11 protein-coding genes are annotated in these 12,712 nt (G+C 70.5%); 3 read left to right on the top strand and 8 right to left on the bottom strand.

The features are described from left to right. Positions 1-19: 19 nt before the first annotated feature. The 5 genes from alaS to SROS_RS29420 form a co-directional block, all read right to left on the bottom strand. Entirely contained in the window at positions 20-2,692 is a 2,673-nt protein-coding gene (gene alaS / locus SROS_RS29400) for an alanine--tRNA ligase (RefSeq protein WP_012892560.1), read from the bottom strand. 1 nt (position 2,693) lies between these two features. Beyond that, the gene (locus SROS_RS29405) at positions 2,694-2,948 is read right to left on the bottom strand and encodes a hypothetical protein (protein ID WP_012892561.1); all 255 of its coding nucleotides are present in this window, start codon (positions 2,946-2,948) and stop codon (positions 2,694-2,696) included. After that, positions 2,945-3,331, bottom strand: a complete 387-nt coding sequence (locus SROS_RS29410) for a DUF948 domain-containing protein (protein ID WP_012892562.1) — start codon at positions 3,329-3,331, stop codon at positions 2,945-2,947. The genes SROS_RS29405 and SROS_RS29410 overlap by 4 nt, the downstream gene beginning before the upstream one ends. 246 nt (positions 3,332-3,577) lie before the next feature. Next, positions 3,578-4,888 carry a replication-associated recombination protein A gene (locus tag SROS_RS29415; protein ID WP_012892563.1) on the bottom strand — a complete coding sequence of 437 codons (1,311 nt, stop codon included), beginning with the start codon at positions 4,886-4,888 and terminating at the stop codon, positions 3,578-3,580. Positions 4,889-4,992: 104 nt separating this feature from the next. Next, the gene (locus SROS_RS29420) at positions 4,993-5,454 is read right to left on the bottom strand and encodes a DUF2231 domain-containing protein (RefSeq protein WP_012892564.1); all 462 of its coding nucleotides are present in this window, start codon (positions 5,452-5,454) and stop codon (positions 4,993-4,995) included. Positions 5,455-5,655: 201 nt separating this feature from the next. On the opposite strand from SROS_RS29420, the gene SROS_RS29425 reads away from it, so the two are divergent. Both SROS_RS29425 and SROS_RS54000 read left to right on the top strand, forming a co-directional pair. Continuing rightward, complete coding sequence (locus tag SROS_RS29425; protein ID WP_012892565.1) at positions 5,656-6,540, top strand: peptidylprolyl isomerase; 885 nt, start codon at positions 5,656-5,658, stop codon at positions 6,538-6,540. Positions 6,541-6,685: 145 nt separating this feature from the next. Further along, positions 6,686-7,921, top strand: a complete 1,236-nt coding sequence (locus SROS_RS54000; protein WP_012892566.1) for a cytochrome P450 family protein — start codon at positions 6,686-6,688, stop codon at positions 7,919-7,921. Positions 7,922-7,980: 59 nt separating this feature from the next. Here SROS_RS54000 and aspS read toward each other — a convergent pair whose 3' ends face one another. The 3 genes from aspS to SROS_RS29445 are packed head-to-tail and all read right to left on the bottom strand — an operon-like array spanning position 7,981 to position 11,677. Further along, a complete protein-coding gene (aspS, locus tag SROS_RS29435) occupies positions 7,981-9,717 on the bottom strand; it encodes an aspartate--tRNA ligase (RefSeq protein WP_012892567.1) in 1,737 nt (578 codons plus the stop codon). Further along, positions 9,714-10,979: a histidine--tRNA ligase gene (hisS, locus tag SROS_RS29440; protein ID WP_012892568.1), complete on the bottom strand. Its 1,266-nt coding sequence runs from the start codon at positions 10,977-10,979 to the stop codon at positions 9,714-9,716. Before hisS ends, aspS begins: the two co-directional genes overlap by 4 nt. Positions 10,980-10,981: 2 nt before the next feature. Beyond that, the gene (locus SROS_RS29445; protein ID WP_012892569.1) at positions 10,982-11,677 is read right to left on the bottom strand and encodes an MBL fold metallo-hydrolase; all 696 of its coding nucleotides are present in this window, start codon (positions 11,675-11,677) and stop codon (positions 10,982-10,984) included. Between the two features lie 148 nt (positions 11,678-11,825). On the opposite strand from SROS_RS29445, the gene SROS_RS29450 reads away from it, so the two are divergent. Continuing rightward, positions 11,826-12,695 carry a peptidylprolyl isomerase gene (locus tag SROS_RS29450; RefSeq protein ID WP_012892570.1) on the top strand — a complete coding sequence of 290 codons (870 nt, stop codon included), beginning with the start codon at positions 11,826-11,828 and terminating at the stop codon, positions 12,693-12,695. The last annotated feature ends 17 nt before the right edge of the window (positions 12,696-12,712 follow it).

Below are 12,712 nucleotides of genomic sequence, written 5' to 3' on the forward strand. Positions count from 1 at the left end.
GACTCGCGGGCGTCCATCGTCAGACGACCGTCTGCGCGATCGCCTGCTCGACGGCGACAAGCGCGTCGTCGATCGCCTCAGGACGGGCTCCACCGCCCTGGGCGACGTCATCCTTACCGCCACCGCCACCGCCGAGCGCCTTGGCGGCGACGCCGACGAGCTGCCCCGCCTTCAGGCCCCGTCCGCGCCCCGCGTCGTTGACCACGGCGACGACGACGGGCCGGTCGCTGGGGACACCGGCCACGACGACGACCGCGGGCTGCTCACCCGTGAACCGGCCACGCACGTCAAGGGCGAGCTTACGCAGGTCGTCGGGGGAGGTTCCATCAGGCGCGCGGCGCGTCACGACAGAGACTCCGTGCAGGTCACGGGCACCGGCGGCCATTTCGCCCGCCATCGCGAGCACCTGGGCGGAACGGAGCTTGTCCAGCTCCTTCTCCGCGGCGCGCAGCCGGGTCACGATGCCGTCGATCCGCTCCGGCAGCTCCTCGCGGCGCGCCTTGAGCTGCTCCGACAGCTGGGCGACGAGCACGCTCTCGCGGGCCAGGAAGCGGAAGGCGTCCAGGCCGACCAGAGCCTCCACCCGGCGCACCCCGGCGCCGATCGAGGCCTCGCCCAGCACCTTGACCAGACCGAGCTGGCCGGAGCTGGAGACGTGGGTGCCGCCGCAGAGCTCGCGGGAGTAGTCGCCGACCTCGACGATGCGGACGGTCTCGCCGTACTTCTCGCCGAACAGGGCCAGCGCGCCCATCGCCCGCGCCTCGGCCTGGGAGGTGTGGAAGGCGTTGACCGTGAGGTCGTTGATCAGGACGGCGTTGACCTCGTCCTCGACGTCGCGGAGCATGCTGGGCGCCACGGCGCCGGCGGCGGTGAAGTCGAAGCGGAAGCGACCGGGCGAGTTCTCCGAACCGGCCTGCGCCGCCGTCTCGCCCAGCGCGTTGCGGAAGCCGCGGTGCACCAGGTGGGTGGCGGTGTGGCTGCGGGAGATGGCGCGGCGCCGCTCGACGTCGATCTCGGCCTGGGCCTGGTCGCCCACCCGGATCTCGCCGGCGCGGACCTTCCCGCGGTGGACGACGACGCCGGAGACCGGGGACTGCACGTCCACGATCTCGACCTCGGCCCCGTCGGTGCGGATGACGCCCTGGTCGGCGAGCTGGCCGCCGCCCTCGGCGTAGAAGGGGGTACGGCCCAGCACGACCTCGACCTCGGTGCCGGCGCCCGCGGCCGGGACCGGGGCCCCGCCGACGAGCAGGCCGATGACCTCGGCCTCGGCGGTCACCTGGTCGTAGCCCAGGAACTCCACCCGGCCGGTCTTCTCAAGGATCTGGCCGAACACCGAGATGTCGGCGTTGCCGGTCTTCTTGGCGGCGGCGTCGGCCTTGGCCCGGTCGCGCTGCTCCTTCATCAACCGGCGGAAGCCCTCTTCGTCGACCTTGAGCCCCTGCTCGGAGGCCATCTCCAGGGTCAGGTCGATCGGGAAGCCGTAGGTGTCGTGGAGCTGGAAGGCCTGCTCCCCGGCGAGGGTGCCCTTCCCCTTGCGCCTGGTCTCCTCCACGGCGACGTCGAAGATCGCGGTGCCGGTGCGGAGGGTGCCCAGGAACGAGGCCTCCTCGGCGTCGATGACGCCGTGGATCTGCGGGGCGTCGGCCTTGAGCTCGGGGTACTGCTCGCCCATCACGTCGATGGTCACCGCGGTGAGCTCGTGCATGTAGCGCTCCTCGCCCGCGCCCAGCAGGCGCAGGTTGCGGATGGCCCGGCGCAGGATGCGGCGCAGGACGTAGCCCCGCCCCTCGTTGGAGGGCAGCACGCCGTCGGCGACGAGCATCACGCCGGTCCGGACGTGGTCGGCGATGACCCGCAGCGAGACGTCGGCGCGCTCGTCGCGGCCGTAGCGCGTCTTGGTGAGCTCGGCGGCCCGGTCGAGGATCTTGTAGGTGGTGTCGATCTCGTAGATGTTGTCGACGCCTTGCAGGATCGCCGCCATGCGCTCCAGGCCCATGCCGGTGTCGACGCTCCTGGCGGGCAGTTCGCCCGCGACGTCGAAGTCCACCTTGCTGCGGACCGCACTGAGCTGGAACTGCATGAAGACGTTGTTCCACACCTCGAGGTAGCGGTTCTCGTCGGCGACGGGCCCGCCGTCCCTGCCGTACTCGGGGCCGCGGTCGTAGTAGATCTCCGAGCACGGGCCGCCGGGGCCCGGGACGCCCATGTGCCAGTAGTTGTCCTCCAGGCCGCGGCGCTGGATGCGCTCGGACGGGACGCCGACCTTGTCGTGCCAGATGCCGTAGGCCTCGTCGTCGTCCTGGTAGACGGTGACCCAGAGCCGCTCCTGGGGGAAGCCGAAACCGCCCTCGGACTCGGGCTTGGTCAGCAGCTCCCAGGCGAGCGGGATCGCCTGCTCCTTGAAGTAGTCGCCGAAGGAGAAGTTGCCGAGCATCTGGAAGAACGTGGCGTGCCTGGTGGTCTTGCCGACCTCGTCGATGTCGGGGGTGCGCACGCACTTCTGGACGCTGGTGGCCCGGTTGAAGGGCGGCTTCTGCTGTCCCAGGAAGTAGGGCTTGAACGGCACCATGCCCGCGGGGACCAGAAGCAGCGTCGGGTCCTCGGCGATCAGGCTGGCCGAGGGCACGACGGTGTGCCCACGCTCCTCGAAGAAGCGCAGGAAGCGGCGGGCGATCTCTGCCGACTCCATGTCAGCGGCCATCCTTTACGTCGTAGTGATAGGTCTTCTCAACAGTGTCGAGCCCGAACCTGGATCGCAACTCGGTTTCCCTCTTGGCCGCGCCGTCCAGGGCGTCGCCGGCGAACTCCCGCACCTGGTCCAGGGCTCCGGCGGCGTTGTGCACGGCGCGCCGGGCCAGGTGGTTCGGATGCAGTGCTTGCAGCTTACGCATGACCCACACCGCGCCGAACGCGCCCAGGGACATGTAGAACAGCCGCCGGATCATCGCCGCCGCCTCTCCAGCATCCGAAGGTTCGATCTGCCGCGGACGTGCAGGGCCTGCCGGATGCCGTGGCTCAGTGCCGCGACCTTGATCAACGGCCCGGTGACCAGGCTCTGCGTGACATCGCTGACCTTCGCGACGTGCCCGCTGACCTGCTTGACGTCCTTGGCGATGGCCTCGACGGCGACCAGCTGGCGGTTGGTCTCGCCAACGGTGGCCGTGACGTCCTCCAGCAACGGCACCACGCGCTCGCCCAGGTCGGAGACCATCTTGGTGGTCTCGGTGAGCAGCCGGGCCAGCTTCACCAGGACCATGGCCAGGAAGCAGACGAGCACCGCCCACGCCGTGGCCACGATCAGTCCGGCGACCTCTCCCGCGGTAAGCATGCGCCGATCTCCTTAGTTCACCCGGCTGGAATGGCAAGACCCTATCGTGTCCCGCCTTGTTCCCCCGGCATGCCGCCGTACGGTGGCCGTCTCCGCCGGGCGGGCCGGGGGACGCCGGGGCCGGCCCTCACCGTCGGGCCGCCCCGCCCGCGCGGGGCGGGTATCCAGGCTAGCCGCCGGGAGACCGGCCGCGGCACGCTCCGGCCCCGGTGACCGGCAGCCTCCCGGGCCCCCGCCCCACAGCGGCTACTGACCTCGCAGGAAGGAACGGATCCTGGACCAGCGGTCGGCGAAGGCCGCTTCGGCGCCGTGGCGGGTGGGCTGGTAGTAACGGCGGTCCCGGAGCTCCTCCGGGGCGTAGTCCTGGCGGACCAGGCCGTGCTCGAAGTCGTGGGGGTATTTGTAGCCCTTGCCGTGGCCGAGCTTCTTGGCCCCGCCGTAGTGGGCGTCGCGCAGATGGGCGGGGACGTGGCCGATGCTGCCGCGCCGTACGTCCTCGGAGGCCGCGCCGATGGCGTTGATCACCGCGTTGGACTTGGGGGCCAGCGCGCAGTGGATGACCGCCTGGGCGAGGTTGAGCCGCCCCTCGGGCAGGCCGATGAACTCCACCGCCTGGGCCGCGGCCACCGCGACCTGCAGGCACGTCGGGTCGGCCATGCCGACGTCCTCGGAGGCGAAGATGACGATCCTGCGCGCGATGAAGCGCGGGTCCTCGCCCGCCTCGACCATGCGGGCGAGGTAGTGCAGCGCGGCGTCGGCGTCGGAGCCGCGCATGCTCTTGATGAAGCCGCTGATCACGTCATAGTGCTGGTCGCCCTGGCGGTCGTAGCGGACGGCCGCCTTGTCCACCGCGCGCTCCACCACCTCGACGGTGATCTCGCCGTCGGCGATCAGCGAGGCGGCCTCCAGGTAGGTGAGCGACCTGCGGGCGTCTCCCCCGGCCAGCCGGACCAGGTGCTCGGCGGCCTCGGGCGCCAGCTTCGCCTTCCCGTCCAGGCCCCGCGGGTCGGCGACGGCGCGCTCCAGCACCATCCGGATGTCGTCCTCCGACAGCGACTCCAGGGTCAGCAGGAGCGAGCGGGACAGCAGCGGGGAGATGACGGAGAAGAACGGGTTCTCGGTGGTGGCGCCGATGAAGGTGACCCAGCGGTTCTCCACGGCGGGCAGCAGGGCGTCCTGCTGGGCCTTGTTGAAGCGGTGCACCTCGTCCACGAACAGCACGGTCTGGCGGCCGGACATGCCCAGCTCGCGCCGGGCCTGCTCGATGGCCGCGCGGACCTCCTTGACCCCGGCGGACACCGCGGAGACCTCGACGAAGCGGCGCTTGGTGACGCCCGCGACCACGTAGGCCAGGGTGGTCTTGCCGGTGCCGGGCGGGCCCCACAGGAACAGCGACATCGGCGCCTCGGCCTCGACGAGCCTGCGCAGCGGCGTGCCGGGGCCCAGCAGGTGGCGCTGGCCTATCACCTCGTCAAGGCCGCGCGGGCGCATCCGCACCGCCAGGGGCTCATGGCCGCGGTGGGCTTCCTCCGCCGCGGAGTCGAACAGGCTGTCCACGCTCCGACAGTACCGTCAGGCCACCCGTCCCGGATCCACCCCGCCATGGGCCCCGTCCCCGGCGGGACCGGGGATCCGGCGGACGGGGAGGCCGCCGCCGGCCGTCAGCTCCCCCAGACCGCCGTCGCCCCGCTGTGCCCGGCGCGCAGCACGTAGTAGCCCGCCACGACGGCCGCGACCACGGTGAGCGCCGAGACGACCGTCCCCACCGGGCGGCCGAACCGCTCTGCCCGCGAGACGTAGACGAGCGCCAGCGAGAGCACGCCCAGGGCGAGGGCGGCCAGCAGCAGCGGCGTGGCGAATCCCTCGTGCTCGGCGATGCGCCGGCCGAGCTGGCCGTCGACCGAGGAGAACCGCTTGTCCTTCAGCGCCTCGCCGCTCTGCCTGGCGGCGAGGACGGCGACCGGGACGGCCACCGCGAGGGCCGCCACCGCCCAGTGCAGCACGGCGCGCGTGCGCGGCGCCAGCGCGTAGACGGCGGCCAGCACCGCCAGGAGCGGTGTCAGGACCACCGCGGCATGAATGATCAGCGGGTGGGCGGGCAGGCCCAGGATCTCGTCGAACATGCGGGGGCTCCGGTCATCCGTGGCTCGTCATCACCAAGTACGGAATCTCACCACGAATGGTTCTGAAATACACCAGATGCCAGGCGTTTTTCACATCTGCCCCATCCGGTGGATTCCATCACTTACCTTCAGCACACGCTCAGGCCGGTACGCTTTCGGCCAGTTGACAGTCAAGTAACAGTAATCCTGGAGGACATACCGGTGAGCGGCGAGGACCGCCAGAGCCAGCTGGCGCGGGAGCACAAAGAGCGCCAGGCCCAGCGTGCTGAGCAGGCGACCAAGACGAAGCGGAGCACCTTCATCGGAGCCGGCGCAGCGGTGGTCGTCGTCGTGGGCGGCCTGATCGCCGCGACGACCCTGCTCGGAGGAGGCGACGACGGCAAGCCCGCGGCCGCGAGCACTCCCGCCCCCTCCGAGACCGCGCAACCGACGGTGTCCGCGACGACCAGCGCCCCCGTCGACCCGTCCAAGGTGAGCTGCTCCTACCGCAAGGACACCAGCGGCAGCCCGGCCAAGAAGGTGGGCATGCCACCGGGCAAGCCCAACCTGAAGCTGAAGACCATGACGATCGCCACCAACCACGGTGACATCGTGATCGACCTGGCGACGGCGCAGGCGCCCTGCTCGGTGAACTCCTTCGCCTTCCTCGCCAAGAAGAACTTCTTCGACAACACCAAGTGCCACCGCCTGGCCACCCCGGAGAACTCCGGCCTGGCCCTGCTCCAGTGCGGTGACCCTCAGGCCAAGGCCGACGGCAAGAACCCCACCGACGGCCAGGGCAGCTCGGGTTACGTCTTCGACGACGAGAACCTCGGCGGCATCCCCTTCACCAAGGGCACGGTCGCGATGGCCCAGCCCGCCGAGGCGGTCAACCAGAACGGCAGCCAGTTCTGGATCTCGCTCGGCGACGAGACCGCCCAGCTGGGCCCGGAGTACACCCCCTTCGGCGTCGTCTCCAAGGGCGCGGACATCCTCGACAAGGTCTACAAGGGCGGGTGGATCACCAACCCCGACGACATCACCGGCGACGGCGGCTCCAACGCCCCCAAGATCCCGGTGATCATCAAGGACGTGAAGCTCGCCTAGCGGAGTGCGGGCTGGACGCCCCGGTGGCCGGTCGGCCGCCGGGGCGTTCCGTCTTTCCGGGCGGAACGACCCCTCGCGGGCTGTGATCCCGATCACAGTCGGGCGATCCCCGGGTCTCCGGAGCCACACTTGGAGCAGAGGGAGTGTGATCCATCTCACCGAGGGGGACCGGATGCCGGAGAAGCTGCCCGTCGAGTTCGTGTGGAATCCCGAATTCGGCAGGGACCCCTACGCCGCCTACGCCGCGCTCCGGAAGAAGGGGCCGGTCCACCCGATCGAGTTCCCGCCGGGCGTCGAGGCCTTCCTGGTGGTCGACTACGAGCACGGCCGCCGGGCCCTCAACGACCCGCGCCTGAGCAAGAACCCGTTCGAGGGGCCCGAGGCGTTCCGCGCGATCCTGGGCCAGGGCAACCCGGTCCTGGCCCACAACATGCTCAACAGCGACCCGCCGGACCACACCCGGCTGCGCCGCCTGGTCGCCAAGGCCTTCACCCCGCGGCGGACCGAGAGCCTGCGCCCCCGGGTCCAGGAGATCACCGACCGTCTCATCGACGCGATGGCCGTCAAGGGCCACGCCGAGCTGCTCGACGACTTCGCCTTCCCGCTGCCGATCACGGTGATCTGCGAGCTTCTGGGCGTCCCCGTCGAGGACCGCGACGACTTCCGCCGGTGGTCGACCGCCCTGATCACCCCGCCGTTCGACGACGAGCAGATCCTGCTCCGCGTCGAGGCGAACGCCGCCATCCGCGCCTACTTCCTCCGGACCATCGCCGGGCGCCGGGCCGAACCCCGCGACGACATGATCAGCGCGCTGGTCCTCGCCCGCGACGAGGAGGAGCTGCTCAGCGAGGAGGAGCTGGTCTCCACGCTCACCCTGCTGCTCATCGCCGGGCACGAGACCACGGTCAACCTGATCGGCAACGGCATGCTGGCCCTGCTCTCCGACCCCGGCCAGCTCCGGCTGCTGCGGGAGCAGCCCGAGCTGCTGCCCTCGGCGATCGAGGAGTTCCTGCGCTACGAGGGCCCGGTGGAGCGGGCCACCTTCCGCTTCTCCACCGCCGACATGGAGATCGCGGGCGTCCACATCCCCAAGCGCAGCCTGGTCCACGTCTCCCTCGGCGCCGCCGACCGCGACCCCGGGGCGTTCGACGATCCGGACACCCTCGACATCACCCGGGCCGACAACCGTCACGTGGCCTTCGGGCACGGCATCCACTTCTGCCTGGGGGCTCCGCTGGCCCGCCTGGAGGCCCAGGTCGCCTTCGGGACGCTTCTGCGGCGCCTGCCGGACATCGCCCTCGGCTGCCCGCCGGACGAGCTCTCCTGGCGCCAGGACGGCTCGCTGATCCGCGGGCTGCGGGCACTGCCGGTCCGCTTCTAGCCGCCGGTACGGTGCGGGCCCCCGGAACGGGTCGTTCCGGGGGCCCGCACCGCTCGGACCTAGGCCTCCGCCTTCGGCTTGGCGTCCACGCCCGCCTCCTTGCGCTGCTCACCCGTGATGGGAGTGGGCGCGCCGGTCAGCGGGTCGAAGCCGGACGCCGTCTTCGGGAAGGCGATGACGTCGCGGATGGAGTCGCCGCCCGCCAGGAGCATGCAGATCCGGTCCCAGCCGTAGGCGATGCCCCCGTGCGGCGGCGGGCCGTACTTGAACGCCTCCAGCAGGAAGCCGAACTTGTTCTCCGCCTCCTCCTTGGAGATGCCGAGCACGTCGAAGACGCGCTGCTGCATCTCGGCCCGGTGGATACGGATCGAGCCGCCGCCGATCTCCATGCCGTTGCAGACCATGTCGTAGGCGTAGGCCAGGGCCTCGCCGGGGTGGTCCTGGAAGTTGTCGGCCCACTCGGGCTTGGGCCCGGTGAACGGGTGGTGGACCGCGGTCCAGCCGCCCTCGCCGTCCTCCTCGAACATGGGGGCGTCGACGATCCAGAGGAAGTTCCACGCCGACTCGTCGATCAGACCGCAGCGGCGGCCGATCTCCAGGCGTGCCGCGCCGAGCAGGTCACGCGAGGCGGCGGCCGTACCGGCCGCGAAGAAGATCGCGTCACCGGGCTTGGCACCCGTCTTGGCGGCCAGGCCCGCGGCCTCGGTCTCGGAGAGGTTCTTGGCGACCGGGCCGCCGAGCGCGCCGTCCTCGCCGACGAGCACGTAGGCCAGGCCCCTGGCGCCGCGCGACTTGGCCCAGTCCTGCCAGCCGTCCAGCTCCTTGCGGCTCTGGGAGGCGCCGCCCGGCATGACCACGGCGCCCACGTACGGCGCCTGAAACACGCGGAAGGTGGTGTCGGCGAAGTACTCGGTCATCTCGACGAGCTCCTGGCCGAACCGCAGGTCCGGCTTGTCGGAGCCGTAGCGGGACATGGCGTCCCAGTAGGTCATCCGGGGCAGCGGCGTCGGCAGCTCGTAGCCGATCGTCTCCTTCCAGATGCGGCCGACCAGGGCCTCGCCCAGGGCGATGACGTCGTCCTGGTCCACGAAGGACATCTCGACGTCGATCTGGGTGAACTCCGGCTGCCGGTCGGCGCGCAGGTCCTCGTCGCGGAAGCAGCGGGCGAGCTGGTAGTAGCGCTCCATGCCGGCGACCATGAGCAGCTGCTTGAACAGCTGCGGCGACTGCGGCAGGGCGTACCAGCTGCCGGGCTGCAGCCGGACCGGGACCAGGAAGTCGCGGGCGCCCTCGGGGGTGGAACGGGTCAGCGTCGGGGTCTCGATGTAGTTGAACCCGTGCTCGTTCATCACCTCGTGGGCCAGGTAGGTGGCCTTGGAGCGGATCCGCATGGCGTTGGCGACCTGCTGCCGGCGGATGTCGAGGTAGCGGTACTTGAGCCGGGCCTCCTCCGACACCCCCGCGTTGCCCTCGATCGGGAACGGCAGCGGCGCGGACTCGCTGAGCACCTCGACCTCGGAGGCGACGACCTCGATCGCACCGGTCGGCAGCTCGGGGTTCTCGTTGCCCTCCGGACGGACCCGCACCTCTCCGACGACCTTGACGCAGTACTCCGCGCGCAGGCCGTGCGCGTCGTCCTCCTCGCGGAAGACCACCTGGGAGGAGCCGGAGGCGTCACGCAGGTCGATGAAGACCACACCGCCGTGGTCGCGGCGGCGCGCCACCCAACCGGCCAGCGTCACCTGCTGCCCGGCGTGTTCCTTGCGCAGTGATCCCGCTTCGTGCGTGCGGATCATTTCTTCAGTCTCTCCTTCAAGGTCGTGACGATCTCAGCGAGCGGTACGGCGGTCTGGTCACCGCTGGCCAGGTCCTTGACCTGCGCGGACCCGGCGGCGATATCTCGCTCGCCGAGGATCACGGCATAGCTCGCACCCGACCGGTCGGCGCCCTTCATGGCACCCTTGACGCCCTTGCCGCCGAACGACATGTCGGCGTCGAGACCGGCCCGGCGCAGCTCGGTCATGAGCAGGAACATCCGGCGGCGCGCCTCCTCACCCAGCGGCACACCGTACACCTGGACACGCGACTCGGCGGTCTCGGCACCGGCCAGCCCCTCGGCCTCCATTGCCAGGAGCGTCCGGTCGACGCCGAGCGCCCAGCCGACGCTGGGCAGGGCGGGGCCGCCGAGCATCTCGCTCAGCCCGTCGTAGCGGCCGCCGCCGCCGACCGCCGACTGCGAGCCCAGCCCGTCGTGGACGAACTCGAAGGTGGTGCGCGTGTAGTAGTCGAGACCGCGGACCAGCCGGGGGTCGTCGGTGTAGGCCACGCCGGCGGCGGTCAGCAGCGAGCGGACCTCCTCGTGGTAGGCCTTGCAGGCCTCGCACAGGTGGTCGACGACCAGCGGGGCGCCGGCGAGCTGGGCCTGCACCTCGGGGCGCTTGTCGTCGAGGACGCGCAACGGATTGATCTCGATCCGCTGCCGGGTGGGCTCGTCGAGGTCGAGGGCGCGCAGGAAGTCCTGCAGCGCCGTCCGGTAGCCGGGACGGCACTCCTTGTCGCCCAGCGTGTTGAGCAGCAGCCGCACGCCGGTGAGGCCCAGCCCGGCGTAGCCGTCGGCGGCCAGCACGATCAGCTCGGCGTCCAGCGCGGGGTCCTCGGCTCCCAGGGCCTCGGCGCCGATCTGCCAGAAGTGGCGGTAGCGGCCCTTCTGCGCGCGCTCGTAGCGGAACTGGCTGCCGGAGTACCAGAGCTTCACCGGGAGCTGGCCGTTGTGCAGGCCGTGCTGGAGGACCGAGCGCACGACCGACGCGGTGCCCTCGGGGCGCAGCGTGAGCGAGCGCCCGCCCTTGTCCTCGAAGGTGTACATCTCCTTGGAGACGATGTCGGTCGACTCGCCGACACCGCGGACGAACAGCGCGGTGTCCTCGAAGACCGGCGTCTCGATGTAGCCGTACCCCGCGCGGCGGACCGGGGCGGTCAGCGCCTCCCGCACGGCGAGCGCCTGCTCCGAACGCGGCGGGAGCCAGTCAAAGGTGCCCTTCGGCGCCTGCAAAGTCATCTTCAGATTCCCCTGGTGGGACCGGCGTACGGCGCGGCTTCCGCGAGATACGGGTTGGTCGCGCGCTCGTGGCCGATCGTGGTCTGTGGTCCGTGGCCGGGCAGGACCACCGTGTCCTCCGGCAGCGGCAGGCATTTGGTCGCCAGGCTGCGCAGGATGGTCGGGTAGTCGCCGCCCGGGAGGTCTGTGCGTCCGATGGAGCCGGCGAACAACAGGTCGCCCGAGAACAGCACGTCCGGAATCTCCTCGGTGCTGGGCAGCCTGAACGTCACCGACCCCCTGGTATGGCCCGGGGTGTGGTCGACCGTGAGCTCCATGCCCGCCAGCCGCAGCACCTCGCCGTCGGCCAGCTCGCGCACGTCGTCGGGCTCGGTGAAGGTCAGCCCGCCGAACAGCTGCTGCTTGGTCGCCAACGACAGTCCCTTACCCGGATCGGAGAGCAGATCACGGTCCTCCGGGTGGATCCACGCGGGAACGTCACGCGCGCCGCAGACCGGGGCGACCGACCACATGTGGTCGATGTGACCGTGGGTGACCAGCACCGCGACCGGCTTGAGCCGATGCTCGCGCAGCACGTCGTCCAGGTCGCCGACGGCGTTCTGCCCAGGGTCGACGATGACGCACTCCTCGCCCGCGGCGGGCGCGACGACGTAACAGTTGGTCTGAAACGACCCTGCGGGAAAGCCGGCGATGAGCATCTGCCTCAGCTGATCTCGTCAAGAATACGGATGGGAATGTAACCGAAGGGTACCGGTGCGGGTCGGCGGGCTGCGAACCATTACCCTTTGGCCGATACGATTCGCCCACCTCATTAAGTAATACTCCGGCACTCGGGAGGGCGAAGCGGTGAGCGGCAAGGACCGCCAGAAGCAGCTGGCGCGCGAGCACTACGAGCGGCAGAATCAGCGGCGCATCGAGCGGGAGGCCCGGGCCAAGCGCAACGCGATCATCGGTACCAGCGTGGGCGTCGTGGTGGTCATCGGCGGTGTCGTCGCCGCGACGACCCTGCTCGGGGGCGGTGACTCACCGGCCACGGCCAGCCCGGAGACGTCGGTGAGCGCCGAGGCCTCGGCGAACCCGTCGGAGACGGGCACCGCCGCCAAGCCGACGGCCTTCGACCCCGCCAGCGGCACCTGCGGCTATGTCGCCGACGCCGACGGCAGCCCCGCGAAGAGCGTGGGCACCCCTCCGGCCAAGGTGGACACCAAGCCCAAGACGATGACCCTGAAGACCAACCAGGGCGACATCGTGATCGCGGTGGACGCCGGGAAGACGCCCTGCACGGTCAACTCCTTCGCCTTCCTGGCGGAGAAGAAGTTCTTCAACGGCTCCAAGTGTCACCGCCTCGGCTCCGACCAGTTCCCGATGCTGCAGTGCGGCGACCCGCTGGCCAAGGCCGACGGCAAGAGCCAGACCGACGGCCAGGGCGGCCCCGGCTACCGTTTCGTCAACGAGAACCTCGAAGGCGCGAAGTACACCCGCGGCGTCGTGGCCATGGCCAACAGCGGCCCCGACACCAACGGCAGCCAGTTCTTCATCGTCTACGGCGACACCCAGCTGCCGGCGCAGTACACCCCGTTCGGTACGGTCACCAAGGGACTGGAGATCATCGACAAGGTCAACAAGGGCGGTGTCATCACCCCCGGGCCGGACGGGACCGGAGCCCCGAAGGAAACCGTCGAAATCAAAAACGTGACAATGTCCAACAAGAGCTGACGTAATACAACCAAGGG

It is taken from the genome of Streptosporangium roseum DSM 43021, from assembly GCF_000024865.1.
Taxonomy (GTDB): Bacteria; Actinomycetota; Actinomycetes; order Streptosporangiales; family Streptosporangiaceae; genus Streptosporangium; species Streptosporangium roseum.

What these genes read in the sequence shown, in the direction of transcription:
- alaS (WP_012892560.1), bottom strand. Translation starts at nt 2,692, where the DNA reads ATGGAGTCGGCAGAGATCGCCCGCCGCTTCCTGCGCTTCTTCGAGGAG.
- hisS (WP_012892568.1), bottom strand. Translation starts at nt 10,979, where the DNA reads ATGACTTTGCAGGCGCCGAAGGGCACCTTTGACTGGCTCCCGCCGCGT.
- SROS_RS29445 (WP_012892569.1), bottom strand. Translation starts at nt 11,677, where the DNA reads ATGCTCATCGCCGGCTTTCCCGCAGGGTCGTTTCAGACCAACTGTTAC.
- SROS_RS29420 (WP_012892564.1), bottom strand. Translation starts at nt 5,454, where the DNA reads ATGTTCGACGAGATCCTGGGCCTGCCCGCCCACCCGCTGATCATTCAT.
- SROS_RS29405 (WP_012892561.1), bottom strand. Translation starts at nt 2,948, where the DNA reads ATGATCCGGCGGCTGTTCTACATGTCCCTGGGCGCGTTCGGCGCGGTG.
- aspS (WP_012892567.1), bottom strand. Translation starts at nt 9,717, where the DNA reads ATGATCCGCACGCACGAAGCGGGATCACTGCGCAAGGAACACGCCGGG.
- SROS_RS29410 (WP_012892562.1), bottom strand. Translation starts at nt 3,331, where the DNA reads ATGCTTACCGCGGGAGAGGTCGCCGGACTGATCGTGGCCACGGCGTGG.